Annotated in this window: 10 protein-coding genes and 1 pseudogene; all 11 read right to left on the bottom strand. The window is 40.6% G+C overall.

The genetic code is table 11. From position 1 onward, the window contains the following. A pseudogene (locus GNF10_RS18480) lies at positions 1-474 on the bottom strand (dolichyl-phosphate-mannose--protein mannosyltransferase); the annotation flags it as partial. 60 nt (positions 475-534) lie between these two features. Next, entirely contained in the window at positions 535-1,470 is a 936-nt protein-coding gene (locus GNF10_RS18475) for an isopenicillin N synthase family oxygenase (RefSeq protein ID WP_185586048.1), read from the bottom strand. Positions 1,471-1,486: 16 nt separating this feature from the next. Further along, positions 1,487-3,280, bottom strand: coding sequence for an ABC transporter substrate-binding protein (locus tag GNF10_RS18470; RefSeq protein ID WP_185586057.1), 1,794 nt, complete (start codon positions 3,278-3,280; stop codon positions 1,487-1,489). Positions 3,281-3,305: 25 nt separating this feature from the next. Next, on the bottom strand, positions 3,306-4,469 hold the full coding sequence (locus GNF10_RS18465; RefSeq protein WP_185586049.1) for an aldo/keto reductase: 1,164 nt from the start codon (positions 4,467-4,469) through the stop codon (positions 3,306-3,308). A gap of 29 nt (positions 4,470-4,498) precedes the next feature. Continuing rightward, a complete protein-coding gene (locus GNF10_RS18460) occupies positions 4,499-5,515 on the bottom strand; it encodes a fatty acid desaturase (protein ID WP_185586050.1) in 1,017 nt (338 codons plus the stop codon). Positions 5,516-5,696: 181 nt separating this feature from the next. Further along, positions 5,697-10,574, bottom strand: coding sequence for a non-ribosomal peptide synthetase (locus tag GNF10_RS18455; protein ID WP_185586051.1), 4,878 nt, complete (start codon positions 10,572-10,574; stop codon positions 5,697-5,699). Between the two features lie 121 nt (positions 10,575-10,695). Then, positions 10,696-11,490: an SDR family oxidoreductase gene (locus GNF10_RS18450; RefSeq protein ID WP_185586052.1), complete on the bottom strand. Its 795-nt coding sequence runs from the start codon at positions 11,488-11,490 to the stop codon at positions 10,696-10,698. A gap of 12 nt (positions 11,491-11,502) precedes the next feature. Beyond that, the gene (locus GNF10_RS18445; RefSeq protein WP_185586053.1) at positions 11,503-12,204 is read right to left on the bottom strand and encodes a cupin domain-containing protein; all 702 of its coding nucleotides are present in this window, start codon (positions 12,202-12,204) and stop codon (positions 11,503-11,505) included. 9 nt (positions 12,205-12,213) lie between these two features. Beyond that, complete coding sequence (locus tag GNF10_RS18440; RefSeq protein ID WP_185586054.1) at positions 12,214-12,810, bottom strand: LysR family transcriptional regulator; 597 nt, start codon at positions 12,808-12,810, stop codon at positions 12,214-12,216. Positions 12,811-12,952: 142 nt separating this feature from the next. Continuing rightward, positions 12,953-17,770, bottom strand: coding sequence for a non-ribosomal peptide synthetase (locus GNF10_RS18435; RefSeq protein ID WP_185586055.1), 4,818 nt, complete (start codon positions 17,768-17,770; stop codon positions 12,953-12,955). Continuing rightward, entirely contained in the window at positions 17,771-22,072 is a 4,302-nt protein-coding gene (locus GNF10_RS18430) for an SDR family NAD(P)-dependent oxidoreductase (protein WP_185586056.1), read from the bottom strand. Between the last annotated feature and the right edge of the window lie 635 nt (positions 22,073-22,707).

Raw genomic sequence — 22,707 nt, 5'->3', positions numbered from 1 at the left:
CATTACACCCATTCCCACCCACCCAACTAGTGAAGACTCAAACAACTCTAAACACAGCCAATACACACTAGGAAACACCAACAGACTAATTACTGCTGATAAACTCCTAACTGCCGCAGGGAAATCCCCAAAGACTTGCGCCCACAATCGCACCATCACATAATACAAAGGTGGATGTTGTGGGTCTGAAGTTATTAAGTAGCGAACTGTATCAGCCACATTTTTATCTGGGTTAATGTGTTGGTATTTGTCTAAAGTAATAACAGAAATTACGCCTTTATTATTGCTCCAATTGCTAAAAACCTCTTGTTTAACCTCAGCTAGGGTATGACCAGATATTGCCAGTGATGTTGCAAATTCGTCATACCAATACACTTTTTGCCCTAAATGGGTAAAGCGAAAGAAAATACCTAACCCAATCAGGCTAATTACCAAAATTTTTAACCATATTGGAGGATTTGATTTTGCTAGCAATTGGATCAACCCTTTTTAAACTAATGTATTAATTACGAATTACGAATTACGAATTACGAATTATCCTTTTGGCTGCTTGAAATATTCTTGAGCAAGAATTGGTGGATACTTAGGCACTTCATCTATATCTAAGCAAGTCTTAATAGAGTTAATTTGAGCATCGTAATTAGGGCCTGTAAAAAAGGCGCATGAATACCTTTGTTTAGCACTGTGAGATTGAGCTGGAACTATAACTCGATGTCGTGTGGCGCAAAATTTATCGTTTGTCCATCGCTGCATTAAATCTGCCACCAATACGATAATTGCATCAGGAATGAAGGGTGCTACAACCCATTCTTCAGCGTTTGTATATACTTCTAAACCTTCTGAATCTTGAAATAAAAATGTGAGAGTACCTATGTCGGTATGTTCTGCTAGATAAACTTTTCCTAGTTCTGGAGGCTGATATATAGATGGATAGTGATGCAAAACTATGCCGTGATTCTGCTCTGAATATAAATTTGTAAAGTAATCTTCTGGAATCCTCAGGGAAATAGCCAAAGCTTGGAATACTTTCATGGCGCTTTCGTGACAACCTGTGAAAAAGTCCAGCATCACTTCACGAAAGTTAGTCGGATTTTCAGGCCATTTATTCGGTTCAAAAAAAGGATCTTCGATAATACCAACTTCATCAGGAGTAATTTCTTTTCCAAAATGAAATCCTTCAGTTATTAGTTCATTCGCGTTGTGTTTATCTTCACTCTTTTTAAAATTATGATATCCGCGAAGATTCCGGTCTGGAAAGAAAGATACTTGTTCTTTTTCATGCTCCGGTAGTGCAAAAAAGGACTCGGTTTGTGAAAAGACTTGAGCGATTAGAGTCTGAGGAATACCATAATTTTTGAGATAGAAACATCCGACCTCATGAATAGCAAGAGAAATTTGTGTGGCAACAGCTTCTTTTGCGGTTGAGTCACCTATAAGAAAAGGATTGAAATCAATGATAGGAATTTGCATACAAACGATATCCTCTTTAGTTAATCTCAGTCAGTTTCAAGTCGTAAGAGTTCCAAAATGTTCCTAGTAGGGCAGAGTGTTCAATACCTTGGATACGATTTCGTACTGCCACCATTGAGAAAGGGTTAACTAGATAAATAAATGGCAGATATTCCTGAGTAATTTGTTGAGTTTCTACATACATAGCTATACGCTTTGCTTCATCCACTTCGGAGGCTGCCTGAATGTATAAATTGCCAATTTTTCGTTCCCAATCTGCAACTTGTCGCCCTATTATCGGCGTTTGTCCTGCTTGGGATTTTTGATTAAAAAAGTGCCAACCAGCTTCAGGCAACCAAACATTAGCCCAATCATTTGGTTCTTGACCGACAGCAACCTCAAGTAATTGACACTCCCAATCGAAAGTTTGAGTCAATTTGTTGATGAAAATGCTAGCAGCTACGGGATTAAAATCAACAGTTATGCCAAGATTACTCAAATTTTGTTTTATGTGTACTCCCATCGCCTGCAATGCATTATTGCTGCTATTCGTCATCAGGCTAAAGCGTACAATATTGCCTTGCTCGTCTAATAACTGACCTTGATTGTTGTATTTAAAGCCTGCTTTTAAAAGTAATTCTTTCGCTTTTTGAAGATTGTATTCATAGACAGTTTGGATAGGAGAATAATACTTGCTCTCTACAGCAATCGGCGAATTTTGCAGTTTACCCAATCCTTTATAAATATTGTTGAGTATTTGTTGGCGATCAATTCCATAGGCAACTGCTTGTCTAAATTCTACTGTATTAAACCAACGGGATTTTATGGGATCGACCAGTGCTTGACCATTCCTACTGCCTTTATTGAGATTAAAAGTAATAGCAGTTGACCCGACAAAAAGACCGCCATTATAGATAGTAAACTTTCCTTTACTTTCTTCATGTTTTAATAATGAAAAATAATCAGTATTGACGTTGATGTAATCCAATCCTCCAGAACGAAATTGGATTAAAGAAGTATCTTGATTAGGAATAATTTGTCCAATCACACGCTCGATATAAGGTTGTGAGTTACCTTGAATATCTTTACGCCAGTAATAAGGATTTTTGCGGAAAATTATTCGCTGGCTCGGAGTATAAGATTCTATTGTATAAGGGCCGTTGACAATAATATTTTGGGGAGGAGTATCAGTTCCCCAAGTAGACATAAATTTAGGTATGCCTTCTTGGTCTTTTGTTTTGACACTTTCCTGAAAAATATGGGCTGGTAAAATTTCTAATTTTGTAGCCCGAATAAATGGAGCAAATGGTTCAGGTAATGTAAATTCTACTCGTAAATTATCAAGTTTTCGCACAGTAGGGAAGGTACGATTTTTACCAATGATCAAGAAGTCTTTAGCGTAAGTAGGAATGTCTGGATTACGGTAAATTTCATTGTAGGTAAAAACGACATCTTCAGCCGTTAGTGGTTTTCCATCTGACCATTTTAGCCCTTTTCTGAGGGTGTAAATTACTTGTTTATTATCTTTAGAAGTTTGCCAAGATTTGGCTAGATCAGGTTCAATTTCTCCACGAGCATTTTCTTTAACTAGCCCTTCATAAGTATAGTTTAAAATATAAGCCGATTCTACGATTAAAGCTGGATTAAAAGTTGTGGGTTCAGTTGGGAAAGGAACAATAATTTCAGATGTTGGTGTTGCTTGGATTTTTAAGGTAATTTGATGATAGATAATTATGGCGATCGCAGTTACAAAAGCCAGCAAAATTACTAGCCAACGATAGCGAATTAAAGTATACTTTTTATTATTTTTTAATAACTTATAATCCAACATCGTGAAACCACTCCGCAATTTATCTTTAACTAGGTTGAGATAACAACCTATGGGCATCTTCTAATAAAGCTGGTATTTTGTCAGCATGGGGACTATGACGCAGACAATCACTAAGATCAAATTGTCCAACTTTTTCTGCTGTGGAACCAGGGAACCAAGGATCGGCAGTATTTAAGTGGTTGTAACGCCTTGTGGCATATTCCCACATATCAAAAGCGATCGCTAAATTTCGCAACCACAAAATAACTGGAATATTCATCTCACCAGGGGTTTGGCTATAGTGGGGTAAACCAACGTGCCAGGTAGAATACCAGTCTTTGCCGAAGGAGGCGATCGCTGCTTTTTCTAAACTGTTTAAAATTGGTGGTAAAATTGTATCCGCTTGATCTAAGAGTTCTATAACCTTCAAGTGTTCGTCAAAATCTGATGGTTTAGATGCGCCCAAACTAAGGGTATGTACTTGCGGATGGCTCAAACAAAACAGATCGTTAAATACCATCGGGCTGAGAGGATGGCACAAATCTAATAACTTTTGTGGAGGCTTATAGAGCATACCACCTTTATCTGATGGGCTAATGATAAACACCCCCATGTCGTGACGTGTAGCTACTTCAATGGCGGGCCAGTTGAATTGATTAATGTAGTACCAGTGGAGATTAACATAATCAAATTGATTCGTTTCAATGGTTTTGATAATTAAATCCGTTGGAGCGTGGGTAGAAAAGCCAATAAACTTTACCTTACCTTCAGCTTGCAATTGCCGCGCTACATCAAGACAACCATTGGGACGAATACTATCTTCAAATTGTTGGTCATAATTAATGCCATGCAGTGTTAATAAGTCAATGTAATCTAGCTTTAATAAAGCTAAAGATTTCTCACACAAATGGCGGAAGTCTTCAGAGTCAGATATAGGAGCAACCTTAGTTTGCACAATAATTTTTTCTCTAGGCAACTTAGGCAAAATCGCTCCTAATTGCATCTCAGAAGTTCCATACATTCGAGCAGTTTCGATGTGATTGATGCCAACTTCTAAAGAACGGCGAATAGTGGCTTCTAGATTCTGTTGATTTTCATCGGGAATTTTTTCTTGAGTCAGTTCCTCATACTCAGTATAGACATAGCGCATTCCACCGCAGGAAAACACTGGCATTGGCAATTCTGTACGCCCAAATCTACGATATTGCATTATAAATGTGTTTTGATTAGAGCGATTCATTAATGACTTTTTGCCGAAATCAAGCCCCGCATTATTTTTAGATGGAACATCAAGTATGATTTTTCAATATGCTGAAGATGATGTTGAATCAACTCATGTATATTGGAGTAGTTACACGGTGGCATACTTGGGTAGAGATGATGCTCTACATGGTAATTATTATTCCAGTAATAAAACCTAACAATTGGGTTAGAAATCATTGTTCTTGTATCATTCCATAGGTTGTGATTTAAGTCAGACTCACAGCCATAGTGATCTGTAATGCTGAAAATAAAACCGAATGGAGAAGCAAAAGATATTAATGGTATCCAGTAACCAAAGAACAAAATACTAGGAAAAATTACAGTCAATCCTCCCATTAATACAAACCAACCCAATAGTAGCCAATTATTTTGTAAGACAAATTGGCGTTGTTCTGGTGTTTTGAAATAGCTTAAATAAAAGCTAGTTGGTAAGGATGATTCCTCTTGCGTTTGTGTTTTTAAAGAGTCTAAATATAAATCTTTGGTAACAACCCACCAATTCTTCCATGCTGCGAGAGGATAAAAATATGTCAAGGCAAAGAGATAAGTCTTAATATTAGGAAATGTTTGCCATGCTGAGGTATCTCCGACGATTTTACCTTTGATTTTTGCTTCTCGATGATGCCCAATATGAATATATTTGTGAAATGAAAAGTTCATCAATAATACTAATGATAAGAAAGTCCCCATGAATCGGTTAGTATTTTTTGACTTATACAAACTATAGTGAGAGCAATAATGTATTGCCGCAAAAAAACAGACAAACAAAAATCCTTGAACAAACCAGACTAATAACCACACTGCCCAGTTATTCAACCAGAACCCAATAGCTGAGAGGATGAAATATGTACTAATGACAACGAATGTTTGAACAATTGGTCTAAATGTAGGAATCTCATGCAATATACGAAGTTCTTCGTTAGAGATTTGAGTAACTTCTCTAATACTAGGTCTGGTATTTTCAATTATTTGATTGTTTTTTGTAAGTTCCATGTTTTTCATCTCTAAATTGATATTTTTTTGGACAAAGCAGTTGAAATATTAGATAAGCAGGCGAGAATAAATTGAAGTTTAAGGTACTTCCAGCCGTAGGGTGTGTTATGCCGTAGGCTAACGCACCTTGGATTGTTGACGGTGCGGCGCTTGGCGACAACACACCCTACATGAAAATTCCTTAATTGTTTAATTGATATTGGATTGCTTCTGCGAGTTGAACTACAGTAGGTTTCTCAAACAGGTAGATCAACGGCAGTTCTACTGAGAAAGCTGACTGTAGTTTGCATATAACTTCAAGAGCTTGAGCAGAATGCCCTCCCAGTTCAAAAAAGTTGTCTTGAGTGCCAATCTGATCTAGCCCTAAAATTTCTTTCCAGATAGTTAACACAACTTCTTCGATAGAATTTTGAGGTGTAATAAAATCCCTCGGTATTGGGGAGATAACAGTTTGAGCGGGCAAATTTGGAGGTTCAAATATTAAGATAAGTTCAGTTAAATGCTGGTTATAATTGGTCGTTATTTTTTCCAGCAAAGTCTGAAAGTTCTCGACCATTTTGGTAATAGTCGCAGATTCAAATAAATCGGTTCTGTATACGAGCAAACCTTCAATACCTGTTGATGTTTCTTCGAGCGTTAACTCTAAATCAAACTCTGCGGTATCTTTTGTATCTCTAGCAATAAACTGCTCCTTCAAAGTGAGATTTGCAAATTGTAAATTATCCTCTGGAGTATTTTGAAAGACAAACATTACTTGATTTATTAATGTGTAACTAAAATCTCTCACTGGCTGGAGTTCTTCTATTAGCTTAATCAAGGGCATTTCTTGATGAGCGTAGACACCCAAAGCGACCTCACGCACTCGGCCAAGTAGTTCCCGAAAGCTGGGGTTTCCTCCTAAGTTGGTACAAAATGGCAGTAAATTGACAAAGAAACCAATTAGTCCCTCAGTTTCTACTCTGGTGCGATTAGCCAGCGCACTGCTGACAATGATGTTTTCCTGTCTTGTATAAGAGAAGAGTAATGTTTGGAATGCTGCCAACAAGGTCATAAATAGGGTTACGCCTTCCTGTTGACTCAGTACCTTGAGCGCATCGGTTAATTTCTTGGAGAGAACTACCGATTGACCTGCACTTTTAAAGGTTCGCGCTGGTGGACGGGGATGATCGGTTGGTAGCTTCAATATTGGCGGACTAGTGCTTAAATGCTTTTGCCAAAACTGAAGCTGAGATTCTAAGACTTGTCCTTGTAACCACTGCCTCTGCCATTGAGCAAAGTCGGTATATTTGATCGGTAAATCAGTCAGAGGAGACGGCTTACCCTCACAGAAGGCTTCGTAAACTTTTGCCAGTTCTTGAGTTAGGACACTAAAAGACCAACCATCGGCAACAATATGGTGGGTGACGGCAACGAATAGATATTCTTGTTCATCCAAACGCCAAAGCTTGCTGCGTAATAAAGGGCCTTGTGCCAAATCGAAAGGATGCTTAATTTCCTGTTCAGCCTTTTGTGCAGCTTGAGTTTCGCGCTCAGTTTCGGAGATGTGCCGGAGATCAATTATTGAAAAGTCAAAGACAGGATCGTTAACAACAGCATAAACGACTTGGCCATTTTTAACCTGAAAAGTCGATCGCAATGTCTCATGTCGCCGGACAATTTCTTTTAAACTCTCCTCTAATGCTTTTTCGTTCAGCGCCCCTGTGATGCGATAGACCAAAGGCAGGTTATAGATGGAATTGCCTGGATAGAATTGGTCAAAAAACCACAACTCTAGCTGGGTTAAAGAAATTGGTATTGGTTCGCCTTGGGAGGGTAACGGTTTTAGAGATAACTCCTGATGATCTGGCGCTTTAGTTGTGGCGATTTTTTGGGCTAAAGGTGCGATCGCAGGAGATTCAAATAAACTCAAAAGGGGTAACTCTATCCCAAATGCTTTGCGCGTTAAAGCAATCACCTGAGTTGCTAGTAAAGAATGTCCCCCCAAATCAAAGAAGTTATCGTAAATGCCAACTTGTTCTAACCCTAAAACATCTCTCCAAATCCCAGCTAAGATTTCTTCGGTGGGAGTACGCGGTTCAACAAAAGTTTGACCTAATTCCGGTCGGCTGGTTGTCGGTTCTGGTAAAGCGCGACGGTTAATTTTACCATTGGGTGTTAAAGGGAACGATTCCATTTCGACAAAAGCTGATGGAATCATATAATCTGGCAATTGCTCAGTCAAAAAAGCCCGCAGTTGTTCGACTGTGATTGTCTCTCCCGGAATTGGGACAAAGTAAGCGACTAAATATTTTTCCCTGGCACTTTCTCCATGAACTTTAGCTACAGCTTGGTTAATTTGAGGATGTTTGCTCAGAACGGCTTCAATTTCTCCAAGTTCAACACGAAAGCCCCGAATTTTTACTAAATCATCTATCCGTCCCAAAAACTCGATATTCCCATCTGGCAAGTATCGAGCTAAATCCCCTGTTTTATAGAGGCGCGAGTTGGCATCCTTACTAAAAGGATTTGGGAGAAATTTTTGATTGGTCAAATCTGCACGGTTGAGGTAGCCACGAGCCAAACCATCACCACTCACGTAGAGTTCCCCAGGAACGCCAATCGGCACGGATTGCAGATTGCTGTCTAACAGATAAACTTGCACATTGACAGCAGCTTTACCAATAGGTGGATAAATCGGCCATTCATCCGGCTTTTGGCTAAAAGTATAAGCTGTAACTAAATCTGCTTCCGTGGGGCCATAGAAATTGTAGAGTGTACAATTTTCCAGACGCTTAAACAGCTTAATCATCGGCTGAGTAATTTGGAGTTGTTCGCCACAAGCGATCGCTTCCCGAATATTCTGAAATAAATGTGATTGCTCTCCGTATATTTCTGCTAATTGCTGCCAAAGGCTAACTGGTAGAAAAACTTTACCAATTGGGTTGTTGCCAAGTAAGTGGATTAATTTATCTAAATCTTTGCGATCGCATTCAGAAATCATATACAGCGTACCTCCCAAGCCCCACGCCACAGATATTTCGTGATAGCTGACATCAAAACTCAGGGAGGCAAACTGAAGTACACCAATACCTGTGGCCATTTTTGCCTGATGGTGTTCTACTAAATTGGTGAGCGATCGCTGGGTAACAAGAGTGCCTTTAGGAGTGCCGGTAGAGCCAGAGGTATATATGATGTAAGCTAAATTATCAGCTGCTACTTCAACTTGCAGATTGCTCTCAGATTCTTTGGCGATTTCGTCCCCATCTTCATCTAACACAATTAGACGATGAGCAAAGTTGCCCTCAAGCAATGACTTCCAACGTGTTTGAGTTAAGACAACTGGTGCTTGAGAATCTTTGAGCATGAAGGCTAAACGCTCTGACGGATAGCTAGGATCGAGGGGAACGCAAACTCCCCCAGCCTTGAGAGTTCCTAAAATGGCGATCGCAGCAGCTAGCGATGCCTTCGGCAACGTCTTCGACGAACGCTCCACACAAATACCCACTGGAACATCTGGTTTCACACCGAAGCGTTGCAAGTAGTGGGCGATTTTATTGGCTTGCTGATTTAACTCTTCATAAGTCAATTGTTGGTTTTCATATACCACCGCCAAAGCTTGGGGTGTTTTTTCGACTTGTTCCTCAAATAATTGATGGATGCAACGATTGATAGGATGCGCTGGTGAGGTAGCATTCCACTCGACTAAAAGTAAATCTAGTTCTGCTGGAGTTAGTAGGGGTAACTCGCCTGGGGTACGATGAGGATTGACGGTAATTCCCTCCAACAAAGTTAAGAAATGGCCGGCCATGCGATCGATGATATCTGCATCAAAGCGATCGCGATCGTAGTAAATTTTCACCGTCATTTCATCGCCAGGAATTGCCAGCAGTGTGAGAGGATAATTGGTTTGCCCCCTGTCTTGTAGCTCCCCGATGCTCAAGTTTCCAGGGAGTTGCTGCAACGTTCCATTTACAGGATAGTTTTCAAATACAACAAGGCTTTCAAACAAAAGTTGAGTGCGAGGAACTTCACTTACGCCTTGAATATCCACCAGTGGAGTGTATGAATACTGCTCCCGTTCTATATACTCTTGTTGCAACAATCCCAGCCAGCTTAACAAATCGGTTTTATCAGAGATTTTCACCCGTGCGGGTAAAGTATTAATAAACAACCCCACCATCGACTCCACACCAGATAAAGCAGGAGGCCGACCAGATACAGTAGTTCCAAAAACTACGTCAGACTCGCCACTGTAGCGACTTAGTAGCAGCCCCCAAGCTGCTTGTACCAAGGTGGCAAGGGTCAGATGATGTTGTTGGGCAAAAGATTTTAAGGTAGTTGTCCTCTCGGCTGATAGATGCTGCGATCGCACATCAATATTTTGCTGTTGGTGAGAACTCTGCCCGATTGCTCGTTCAACTATCAAAGGCGTAGGTGCAGTAAAACCCTCAAGATTTTGCTGCCAAAATGCCTTCGCCCCAGCCAAATCTTGCTGCTGCAACCAATTAATATAATCCCGAAAAGGGCGACTTGGAGCTAAATATAACTGTTGCCCATTCTGAATTGATTCATATAAAGCAAACAATTCCTTGAAGATAATCGGCCAACTCCAGCCATCAACCAGCAAGTGATGAAAACTCCAGACAAACTCATAAGTTTCATCAGCTACCCGGATTAAAGCAAAGCGCATTAATGGAGCTTTGTCAAGTTCAAAACCTTGTTTTCTATCTGAATCTAAAAAAGAATTGAGACGTATTTCTTGCTCTTGCTGAGAAAACATCCGCCAGTCTAAATTAGACCAAGGCAAATTCACTTCTTTACGTACCACCTGAACAGATTGTTTGCGATTCTTCCAAACAAAAAGAGTCCGCAAAGCCGAATGTCGCTCTACCAAAAGTTGCCAAGCCCGTTCAAATACACCTGGATCTAAATTGCCACGAATAGTTAATTGAAACTGCTCAAAATATATTGTCGATTCCGGCTCATAAAGAGTATGAAAGAGCATCCCCTCCTGCGTAGGTGAAAGAGGATAAATAGATTCAATATCTTTATTTTTACTTTGTTTTTGTGCAACTACCATTGTTTTTTATATGATATTAATTATGTAATTTCTCTCTTTTTTCTCTTTACTTCGCGCTCTTTGCGTCCTTTGCGGTACCCTGCGGGAAGCCACTTCGTGTCTACGTTTAAAAAAGTAATTCTTAAAAAGCAGAAGTTGACAATCCGCCATCAACTGGAATAGTAACACCCGTAATATAGCTAGCACATTCTGACGCTAGAAAAGCAACCAAATTAGCAACCTCACTAGAAACACCGCGACGGCCAAGAGGAATCATCTTATTCGTTCCTTCTATTATCGAATCAACAGTCCGGCCTTCCTCTTGGGCGAATACTTCCAAATATTCCCTATGCCTTGGAGTATCAATCAAACCAGGATTAACACAGGTAACTAAAACATTCCACTTAGCAACTTGCGTAGCAACAGTTTTAGTAAAATTGATTAATCCAGCATTTGCCACCCCTGATTTTACAAGACGGCTAGAAGGTTCTTTCCCTGATGTCCCAACAATATTAATAATGCGTCCCCATTGCTGATTTTTCATCGTCGGTAGCACCAAATTCGTCATGCGAATATAGCCCATTAACTTGCCTTCAAAGACAGACAACCAATCTTCATCAGATAGATTTTCTACAGCTTCATTAGAAAATGTAGCCCCCTCGGAATTATTGACTAATATATCAATTTTTCCAAATTGGGTGAGAGCTTCTTGGACTAAATTTTGAGAATTACTTGCATTTTGCACATCAGCACAAATCGGGATAACTTTTGCTTGAGAACCAACCAAACCTTGATAAGCTTGTTCTAATCGCTCAGAATTTCTTCCACAAATTATTAACTGACAACCTTCTGCTGCCAGCTTTTGAGCAACGCTATAACCAATACCAGCACTTGCTCCTGTCACTAAAGCTACTTTCTGTGTTAATCCTAAATCCATGATAAATATCCTTTATGAAGTAGTTAGCGATCGCGCCATCATATCTTTCTTTAAAAAAGCATCTTTGACTGAAAGATGAGAGCGAGGTTTAATCAAAATTTCAATCAAAGATACTGTTTCATCAGAAGGATTATGTCCTCCATAAAGAGCGTTAGCAGGAGCATAATAAACACTACCATATTTTAAATTCTGCTGTTGTTCGGCCACTGCGATCGTCAATCTAGCGTTAAGAATTATTCCCATTGTTTCACTAAAAGATTGGCGAATTGGGATTATTCCTTTTGGAGGTATTTTGGTGATGACAATCTCAAACCAAGAACCAACAACGGACTGACACTCAAAACCTGTAACTTCATTTTGAGTTGCTGTAACTTTCAGAATAGCTTCTTCAGCTTCCTCAGAATTTGTGATGCGTTTCACATCAAATGCTAATGCTGTTTCTGAGAAAGGGTTTATAGAACCATGAAGAACATTGTTACCAGCCACATAAACTTGCTGGAGGGGTTCAAGAATTTCTTTAGTACCATTAATATTTATTTCTAAACGTCCCGCTATTTGCATTCCAATTTGGCTTTCGGGATGTCGATGTAATTCAAAAGTAGCCCCTGGGGGAATAGAAGCTAATTGTACAACTGTGTCTTGACATTGAAATGCGATTAACTCTACATCAGAATTAACTTTGATGGTTTTTGGCTGGGGAAAATATTTAGACATAATTTTCTGTTAATTTAATTTTTTCTGAAAAATAGACCAACTCATACGAATGTTTCCATAGATGGAAATAAATTCTAAATCGTAGGCTTTAACAGCATTCTCATTAGTAATAGCGAAATCAGCTAAACCCTGCATTACCTGAATCGCTGAATCGCTTGTAGAAGGAGACAAATCCACTTGTATTTGTGTTTGATCTTGAGAGTCTGGCAATAATTTTGTTAACAGAGGTAGGGGAGCCGGATGGGTAACAATTCTAGAACCGTTGAAAACTACCTCTTTATTTTTTTTCTTAGCCAATCCATAAACTGGAGTAGGAAATATAAAAATGAAACCTAGCTCAAAACTTGGCTCCATATAAAACTCATTAATTCGGTCGTAAGCATGAGGGACTAGAGCCATATCTACTTTGTCTTGTAGCAAGGCTTGTTTAACTTCTGTAAAAGTATCAAATAACTGAGTTGATACAGTAAATTGTTCTGAGAGCAGATGCTTAGTTATATGCTTGGCAGCGTAATCACTACTAGTAGCATTAGGCCCTAAAGTACCTATGACTAAATTTTTTGAAGGAGGGATACGAGGTTGAAATTCAATCTGAAATTCCAGCATAGTTTTTCCTGAGTAATCATCATGATATTTTTTGGTGGCGAGTCATTGGCAATTTGGTTATAGATAACCTCCAGGAATTTAGTTTATTTGCAGAAAATCTTGTGAAAACAGAAGGTGGGTTTCTGCATGTGGACGACTTTATTTAATTAATTTCTGCTAACAATTCGTCCAAAGCTTCTTGGCTAAACTCAACTTCTGGGAAATCAGAAGGAGTATAGCCACCTGCCTCTGGAGTTAAGCAGTGGGCAATAATAGTTTCTAAGGTTTCTATATACTCATTAGCGAGATTTTCTACAGTGGCCCAGGAATGAAAATGCTCGCTATATTGCCACTCTAATTGCAGCCTCCCTTCCACAACTAATCCATTTACAGTTAACAAATGGCGGCGCCGTCCTTTGGGGCTGTGAATAGAACCGCTAGACTCTTGGGCATATTTCCATCCAAGGGTTGCTAACTGCGTTTGGTCGAATTGACCTAAGTAGTTAAAGCTCACCTCAGCTTTGGAGAACGCTTGTAATTGATTGCGTTCTGCGCTTCTCCCAAGGGGAGACGCCAAGGGCGAACGCAGCAGCGCTTCTCTACGAGACGCTCCGCGATCGCGATCGCTCTCATCCGGGCTAAGATATCGCAAGATGCCATAACCAATACCCCGGTTGGGAATACGTCGCAGTTGCTCTTTTACCGACTTGAGAACCTCTCCGGGATCGTTGCGATCCTCAAGTTTTAACAGCACGGGGAATATACTAGTAAACCAGCCTACCGTGCGGGACAAGTCCACATCCTCAAACAAGTCCTCTCGTCCATGACCTTCTAAGTCAATCAGTAGGGAGTAAGAACCTGTCCAACGAGTGAAAGTTTGCACCAATGCCGTTAGCAGGACATCGTTAATTTGAGTGTTGTAGGCTCCAGGGACATCGTGCAACAGAGCGCGAGTCTGTTCTACGCTCAGGTATACAGATACAATCCGACTTGAGGCTACAGTGTTATCTTGGGCAATAGCAGCATAATCCAACGGTAAAGGAGCAATTGGGAACCGCATTGAGTCCAGCCAGTAATCTAGCTGTGAATGCAGTTCTTGACTGCGGACATAATCCTGCAATCGAATTGCCCAATCCTTAAAGGAAGTTGTTTTTGCAGGTAGTTGGATACTTTTGCCAACTTCTAATTGTTTGTATGCCTCAGATAAGTCTTCTAGCAAAATCCGCCACGAGATGGCATCGACAGCCAAGTGATGGATGACGATGAGTAACCGTCCGGGGGAATTTCCTAAGTTAAACAGAACGACCCGCATCAGCGGCCCATCTGTTAAGTTCAGCGTGCTTTGTGCTTCGTCTGCCCTGATTGCGATCGCCTTTAACTGTTCTGCTGGGGGCAAATATGACAAATCTGCAATGCCCAACGATACATCGCTGGCATCACTGTTGTACTGCTGCCATTGCCCATCCTGCTGCACAAACCGCAGGCGTAAAGCATCGTGATGGGAGAGTAACTTTTGCAATGCCTGCTCTAGTAATTCCGGTTGCAAATTTGCAGGAACTTCTAGCAGGAAGGATTGGTTAAAGTGATGAGGCTCAGGTAGATTTTGCTCAAAGAACCAGTGCAGAATCGGTGTTAGAGGGACAACCCCTGTAACTAAACCTTGTTCGGATTGAACCGAGTTAATTATACCAGCAACAGCCGCTAATTCAGCAATTGTTTGGTGTTGAAATAATTGTTTGGGAGTAAGTTTAAGTCCAGCTTGATTAGCTTTGGCAATAATTTGCATACTAATTATAGAATCTCCACCCAATTCAAAGAAGTTATCGTGGATACCAACTTGCTTAAGCAGTAAAACATCCCGCCAAATCTTGGCCAAGACTTCTTGAGTATGGGTGTGGGGAGATACAAAGCCAGTGGATTCATCGGACTCGAACTCCGGTACTGGTAATGCACGACGGTCTACTTTGCCATTGGGGGTAATCGGCAGAACTTCCAGAAATGTGAAGGATGCAGGAATCATGTAACTGGGGAGCTTTGACTTGAGAAATAGGCGTAGCTCGTTACTGGTCGGCTGTGTTATTTCTGGGATGATGTATACTGCCAAACTCTTAACACCAGGTATATCTTCCCTGGCGATCGCCACAGCATCACGTACCTGGGGGTGTTGAGTCAAAGTAGCCTCAATTTCCGAAAGTTCAATGCGGAAACCACGAATTTTAACTTGGTTATCAATGCGGCCCAAGAATTCTATATTGCCATCAGCTTGGTAGCGAACCAAATCGCCTGTCCGATAAAGTCGTCCTTCAGGTGCGAAAGGGTTATGAATAAAGCGTTCTGCGGTCAAGTCGGGACGGTGGAGATAACCCCGTGCCAAGCTCTCACCACTAATGTACAATTCTCCAGTGACACCAATGGGTACAGGCTGTAATAAGGAATCTAGTATATAAACTTGGGTATTAGCGATCGCTCGCCCGATTGCAGGTGGTAAGTAAGCTTGTTGTCTTTTAGGAACAGTACCGGAGGTTGCGACTACAGTATTCTCTGTTGGCCCGTAATTATTCACCACCTCAAAGGGATGAGAAGTCGAAGGATACTGATGAAGTTGATCTCCACCTGTGAGCAAAGTTCGCAACGCAGCATTCACCGACCAATTTAATGACAGAATTTTCTCGGCCATTGGTGTCGGTAGAAAGCTAATAGTTATTGCCTTTGATAACAACCAGTCTCGCAGTTGCTCAGGGTCAAGCCGGGTTTCATCATTGGGAAAGTGGATGCTCGCTCCAGCCGTCAGATAAGGCCAGATTTCCCAACCACAAGCGTCAAATGCTACTCCAGCAACTTGTGTTACTCGGTCAAGGGACGACACTGCAAAAGCTTGTTGATGCCAAAAGACGAGATTTAACAATCCTCTATGTTCAATTTGCACTCCCTTGGGTCTGCCAGTAGAACCGGAGGTGTAAATCACATAAGCTAGATTGTCAGTTGTCACTGTGTGAGGTAAATTCTCTGCGATCGCGCTGAAGGTTGCGCTATCCAGACAAACTACCCGCGCTTGATGTGGCGGCAGCGTTGTCACCAGACTTTCCTGGGTTAACAGCACCGATACCTGAGCATCTGCTAGCATGAACGCCAACCGCTCTTGGGGATATGCCGGATCAAGCGGTACATAAGCCCCACCAGCCTTGAGTATGCCCAGCAATCCGACCACCATTAAGGGCGAACGCTCAATGCAAATTCCCACTAAAGCTTCTGGTTTCACGCCAAGCGATCGCAGATAATGCGCCAACTGATTTGCGCGATCGTTTAACTGTTGATATGTCAGGGACTCGTCTTCATAAACCACTGCGATCGCATAAGGTGTTTTTTCAACCTGCTCCTCAAATAACTCATGGATACATTTGCTCTGAGGATAGGGCGTATAAGTATCATTCCATTCCACTAACAACTGATGTCGCTCCGGCTGACTCAGCAGTGGTAATTCACCAATGGCTTGATTCGGATTAGCAATAATCACTGCTAACAAAGTCTGGAAATGACTTGTCATTCTCGCAATGGTATCTGGCTCAAACAGGTCGCTGTTATATTCCCACGCACCTATCAGCCCCGCTTTTGTCTCCCAAACAGCCAAGGTCAAATCAAACTGAGATGTTCCACGTTCTACAAATTGAGGAGTCAGAGTAACATCAGGCAATTCTAATGTATCCAACAAGAAATTCTCTAAGACAAACACCACTTGGAATAGGGGATTGTAACTGAGAGAACGTTCTGGCTGCAACGCTTCTACCACTTGTTCAAAGGGAATATCTTGATGAGTATAAGCAGACGTTGCAACTTGTCGCACTTGAGAGAGAAACTCATTGAAACTCGGATTGCCTTTGATTTGGTGACGCAATACCAATGTATTGACAAAAAAGCCAATCAATGATTCTATTTCTCTGCGATTGCGGTTGGCAATAGGGCTACCAATGCAGATATCATCTTGACCACTGTAACGAAACATTAAAACGACGAAAGCCGCTAGTAATGTATGGAATAGAGTAGCTCCTGACTGTTGGCTGAAGGTTTTGATTTGCTTGCTCAAATTCTGGTCAATTTGAAATTCCTGGGTAGCACCACAGAAAGTCTGAACGGGTGGGCGTGGTTTATCTGTGGGTAGTTCTAATAAGGGTGGCGCATCGGTTAACTGTTGCTTCCAGTAATTTAGTTGCTGTTTTTGAATTTCCTCAGTCAACCATTGTCGCTGCCAAACTGCAAAATCAGCATATTGGATGGGCAACTCAGGGAGGAGCAAAGGGGAATCAAGAGTAAAAGCTCGATATAAGTTGGACAACTCTTGGATGAATATCCCCATTGACCAGCCATCCGTGATGATATGGTGCATGATCAATACCAGGACATGGGACTCTGACCCCAGCCTTAGTAAAGTGATGCGTAATAAAGGGCCATTACTCAAATCAAAAGGTTGCCGAGCTTCTTTTGTGACAATCTGTTGTACCTCTGATTCTTCTAGACCTTGCAAGTCCAGAACTGGTATGTTGATTGTCAAGCTAGGAGAAATGATTTGCAAGGGTTTCCCGTCAACTGCGGGAAATGTTGTCCGTAAAATTTCGTGACGACAGATGATTTTGTTGATACTCTGTTCAAGAGCTTCTACGTTGAGTACACCTGCAACGCGCAGCTGTAAACCCTCGTTATAAAACGGGCTTTGGCTTTCTAATTGATAGAGAAACCACATCCTCTGCTGGGCAAAGGATAAAGGCAAGTCTCCAGAACGCTTTATAGATATTGGCTCAAAAGAGGAGTCTGTTGCAGTCTGAGCTTCTTCTAGAAAAGCCAGGATTTCTGATTTGCGCCCTAGCAGTTGGTTTTTGAGGTCTGGGTTCATCACTCCCTTGGGAGCGCGATAGTTTAACTGGCCGCCTTCCAGCCAAATTTTGATACCTAAACTATTTAAATAAGATACAAATTCTATTATTGTCATTTATAGTACCCCTCCCTCATATTCTTTTTCTGCGTCATCCATAGCGACATTCCACTTGGTGACGACAGTTTGTAGCGCCTCAAGGCTTTCTGCCAAACCAGCTACAGTCGGGGATGCAAAAAAGCGATTTGGCGACAATTCAACAGAAAAAGTCTCGCGCAAACGAGAAATGACTTGGAAGGCTAACAAAGAATTTCCTCCCAGTTCAAAGAAGTTGTCGTGAATAGCGATTTGGGGTATTCCTAAAACTTCTTGCCAGGTTTGAGCTATTTGCCGTTCCGTTTCATTTCGGGGAGCGATCGCTCCTATACTAGTCATACCCCTAGCCAATAATTCTCGATTGATTCCGCCGCTAGCAGTCAGAGGCATTTGTGATAGTTGCACAAAGTCACAGTTAACGGTTGTTGTGAAGCGATGTCTTCGACGGGCTACGCCTACGCACACTGTAAAATCTGATAACTCTGGTACGGCAGCACCGTTACCCGTAGTGAAATAGGCAGTTAATTTCTGTAACCCTGGAAACTCCGAGGTAAAACGCCGAATTTTGGGATTGCTGCCATCTAAGCCGACTATCAGCTGTGGTTGGTCATGATATAAACCAGTCAATAAGGAATACAACCCTTGTTGCAGGCTCATCTCATAAAAGCCTTGAGCGCGGGTGATTTCTTGCCTCTGATAACCCTTGTTGATCCCTGTGTCACGCCAAATTGTCCAAGCAAAGCAATAGCTGTGCAACCCACCAACAGAACGTTGATATTGATTAAAGCTTTCCAGAAAATTGTTAGCAGCAGCATAAGCAGAAATTGTGGCTCCACCAAAGAAACTCGCCAAAGACGAAAAGCTAATGAAAACCCCCTGCCCTTGCTTCTCTAATACTTGATGCAGTACCCAAGCACCTAAGACTTTGGGACGTAAAATTGCAGCTAAACTCTCTGGTGTTTCATCCACTAGCATCTGTTCGTGGTAAGTTCCCGCCAGATGAATCACCCCATCTAACTGACTTCCCCAGTTAGATTTGACTTTTTCTACTACTTGCTGTGTGGCTTGCAAATCGCAGATATCCACTGCCTCATAAACCACCGCTCCAAGCTGCTTTAATTCTTGATAAGCTTTAATTTTGTCTGATATTGTTTTGGATACAACGTCTGTACTTGGTAGAGGAGTGCGACCTACTAATAATAATTTGGCATTAAAAAACTTAATCAGATATTTAGCAATTTCAATCGCAACGCCTCCAAGTCCACCGCTAATCAGATACATTCCTCCTGGTTTAAAAGGAAGTTCTTGCTTCGGTTTGTCTTGCAGTTTGACTTTTTCCAAACCTACAACAAAGCGCTGTCCGTTTCGGTAAGCAACCTCTTGGTCTTTTGATAAAATTTGGAGTTCTTGCAGAATATGGTTTCCGTCCACCTGTACTGAATCTGGTGGTAAATCGATATGGCAGCAATTTAACCAGGTTATTTCTTGGGGAATAGTTTTAACTACACCTAGAACTGGAGATTTTTCATAAGCTATCTTGTCTGTTGGTTGTGTAGACTGGGTATAGCTAGAAACAAATAATAATTGAACTAAATCTTGGGATACCTGAGTTTTTGCTAAGGCTTTGACAAGAAATAATAAACTGTAAATTCCCTGCTCTTGGGCTTTTTCTAGAGCTTCTATGTTTTTGATTTCTCCGCCATATTCTTGATAATTCCACAAATGCAAAATCTGACCAATGGTCAGTTTCTCTGCCTTTATAGTCTCAAGCAATAGCTGATAATGATATGCATTTCCAGGAGTTAAACAGAAATGATTAGGACTTTTTTTAGTAAAATACGATCCAGGTGAGACACACAGATATGGCAGGTTTTGCTGTTGCAATTGCTGACAAACAAATGTACCTAATCCAAGCTCATCAAGGAATACTATAGTCAGACTATCTTGGGATAAAGTCTTCAAAACCTTGGCTTGTTTACGTCGCCAAACTTTTTGGTAGAACCAATCAGGAATCGTGTTGCTATTGCCTAGTAAGATATCGAATCGTTTGAGAATTAAGTTAAATTCACCTGCATGGAAGCGATCACTAAGTTGCGATCGCTGGATTTTACCAATAACAGTTTTGGGAATATCTTCTTTAGCTAATAAAATTAAATAATCAGGATTTAAGCCGATTTTGTTCACCACTGTCTGGCGAATTTTCTTCAGTAGCTCTAATAGTTTAGCTTCTTCTCTAATTGGTGAACTGAAGAAAATAGCCAGTTTCTCTGTTGCATCATCAGCATTGCACACTGCACAAGCGGCAGTGTAGGACACTTCAATTTCTGCAATTTCTTCTACTACTGCTTCAATTTCATGACTGTAGTAGTTGGCTCCATTGATAATAATTGTTTCTTTAGCACGACCTGTAACTACCAATTGTTCATTGGCAATAAATCCTAAATCGCCAGTATCAAACCAGCCATCTTTTAAAAAGGATTGACTGTTAGCATCATCGTTGTTGTAATATCCCAGAGAAACTGCATCACCTTTAACTTGCAAACGCCCGATAGTGTCTTCTCTTAATACAGAGTTTTGCTCGTCTACTATGCGAATGGTAATTCCAGGAATAACTGAGCCTAAATCGGTAAAAGTATTGTAATTTGCATGGTATATGTCTACTCGTTGAATAGTACCTTGCAATATAGATTTGTCTATCCTATGGAACAACAAAGGTGCTTCCTGAAGGGGCTGATAATATGTAATTCCCGAACCCATCTCAGCCATTCCAAAAGCGGGACGAATTGCTGTTGCTTTGAGTCTGTATGCAACCAAATTTTCTCGAAAATCCTCTACAGCTTTACTAGATACTGCTTCACCAGCTGTCAGTAAGAATTTCACGCACGATAAGTTCCAGTTCTGTTCTGGTTCTTGTTTGAGGGAGTCATTAACTATCGCATAAGCAAAGTTAGGGGCCCAGCTATGAGTAATCCGGTATTTATGAATCAAATCTAACCAGTTGAGGATGCGACCCAAAATATATTCTTTTTGGGCATAAATCAAGGTGCAACCCAATTCAACACCACGGATATGCCAGTCGGAAATGCTGCCAATGTGATCGAATGGCAGCCAATTTAAAATCACATCTTCTCGCTCATGCTGATTGAGTTGGTTAGCTCCTCTGGCGCGAGAAATTAGATTCTTATGAGTCAATTGAACGCATTTTGGTATTCCTGTACTGCCAGAAGTCAGGTTGAAAAGAGCCACCTCATCTGGTTGACTATGATGATATTGTTTGCTGGCAGTATTGTTTTTTAATACTTCAATTGTGCCTATCTTGATGCGTTCTCCTGGTAGCCATTGCGATAGGAATTCTATTTCTGGTTTGAGAGCTTCTGTAGTTAAGATAACTGGACTATCTAAGAACTGCCAAATATGACAAAGCTTATCCACCACCTTATTTGATTCTCTATAAGTTGGTGGCACTTCCATGATTACGGGGACAAAACCTCCCAATATACAGCCCCAAAAGGTGGGAATAATGTCACAGCTAAGTTCCATCTGCAAGATAACTTTGTTGGTTGGCTTGAGTCCCAACTTTCTCAAACCAGCAAGAATCCGCTCTGCAACTTCCAGTAACTCAGCGTATGACTGGTGTAGTTCTGTTCCATCGGGCAATAGGTAAATAATTCCCCAACTTGTAACCTGTTGCGCGGCTCTTTGCAAAACTTCGGGCAAAGTAATAGGTGCATGGGGATCATCCACGATAATACTGCCGTGACTGATGGCAAGTGGCTTTGGCTCTGAGTAGTGTTGTTGTGTATCGGGTTGGGAATCTTTGGGAATTGGGGCAACGTTAGCGATGGGCAAAGCCCCGCCTTTGGCGATCGCGTTCTTGCCTTGCCAATCTGGGATCAAATCGGACAAATGAAGTGAGGGGATATTCTTTCTCAACTCCTGCACCACTACCACTGCCTGTTCAATTTTGTGATCAGAGTTAAGTTGCTTTTCTACTTGCTCAATTAAACTTTCATCAATAATAGGAATGTTCATCAGAGCCAATTCATCTACCTCTCCTATGGCAGTTAAAGGTATATTTGACACTGGTACTATGGCTTTTGGTAATAATGCTTCATCGGACACCTTTTGAAGATAAGAGCAAATTTGCTTTAGCGAGTTATTTGAGCTTGAAACAATATATAGTATGACTTCCAGTGGATATGTTTTATTCACAATCACTGTGCATTCGTTTAATGGAGCTTTCTCCAACAAAACTAATTCAAACTTAGTTTTAATTTGCTGTATTTTCTTCAAATATAAACTCTCTTCTTCTAAAAAATCCATTTTTCACACTTTTGACCATAATTTAAATGTACTTAAAAATTAAATGTCTATATTTACTAATCTATAATTTAGGCAAACGAAAAACTATTGCAAACACTGCTCTGTTCCATATTGCATATAAGTTTTGCTTTTATTTTGTACCAATGTAATGCATAAGTAGCCTTCTTTTCTGTTACATCAACTTACTAGAGAGAATATTTAGCAACTATTTTTTATTAAGGTACAAGTTTTATGAAGTTAGTATATTTAAACTAAATCTTCTAAATGATCTCAGTTTTGTCAATAAAATGCAATAGCAGTTAAGCAAATAATAATGTAGACATTTAAGACAGTTAAGACAGTTAAGTAAATAATAAAGTAGGCATTTAAGAAAGTTAAGAAAGTTAAGTAGATAATGTGGACAGTTAAGACATTTAAGATAGTTAAGATATTTAAGCAAATATTTAACTAACCTTCATATAGGAGCTTGATGGCTTTATATTAACTTCCTAATAGAGAAAATACGGTTAAACTTATAAGTATAAAACTAGACAATCATAACTCAGCATTTACAAACTTCATCGCCTCGATTGCCTTGGGATAACCTGTTCCATGCCGCATTATTTAAGCATTAATAGGGAGCAAACCAGCTAATT

This window comes from Nostoc sp. UCD121 (genome assembly GCF_014222285.1).
Classification (GTDB): domain Bacteria; phylum Cyanobacteriota; class Cyanobacteriia; order Cyanobacteriales; family Nostocaceae; genus Nostoc.
This window is presented reverse-complemented; position numbering and strand designations above follow the sequence as displayed.

Excerpts from the sequence above, each read along its gene's own strand:
- GNF10_RS18445 (WP_185586053.1), bottom strand. The coding sequence starts at position 12,204 with ATGTCTAAATATTTTCCCCAGCCAAAAACCATCAAAGTTAATTCTGAT.
- GNF10_RS18450 (WP_185586052.1), bottom strand. The coding sequence starts at position 11,490 with ATGGATTTAGGATTAACACAGAAAGTAGCTTTAGTGACAGGAGCAAGT.
- GNF10_RS18455 (WP_185586051.1), bottom strand. The coding sequence starts at position 10,574 with ATGGTAGTTGCACAAAAACAAAGTAAAAATAAAGATATTGAATCTATT.
- GNF10_RS18430 (WP_185586056.1), bottom strand. The coding sequence starts at position 22,072 with ATGGATTTTTTAGAAGAAGAGAGTTTATATTTGAAGAAAATACAGCAA.
- GNF10_RS18440 (WP_185586054.1), bottom strand. The coding sequence starts at position 12,810 with ATGCTGGAATTTCAGATTGAATTTCAACCTCGTATCCCTCCTTCAAAA.
- GNF10_RS18465 (WP_185586049.1), bottom strand. The coding sequence starts at position 4,469 with ATGCAATATCGTAGATTTGGGCGTACAGAATTGCCAATGCCAGTGTTT.
- GNF10_RS18470 (WP_185586057.1), bottom strand. The coding sequence starts at position 3,280 with ATGTTGGATTATAAGTTATTAAAAAATAATAAAAAGTATACTTTAATT.
- GNF10_RS18460 (WP_185586050.1), bottom strand. The coding sequence starts at position 5,515 with ATGGAACTTACAAAAAACAATCAAATAATTGAAAATACCAGACCTAGT.
- GNF10_RS18435 (WP_185586055.1), bottom strand. The coding sequence starts at position 17,770 with ATGACAATAATAGAATTTGTATCTTATTTAAATAGTTTAGGTATCAAA.
- GNF10_RS18475 (WP_185586048.1), bottom strand. The coding sequence starts at position 1,470 with ATGCAAATTCCTATCATTGATTTCAATCCTTTTCTTATAGGTGACTCA.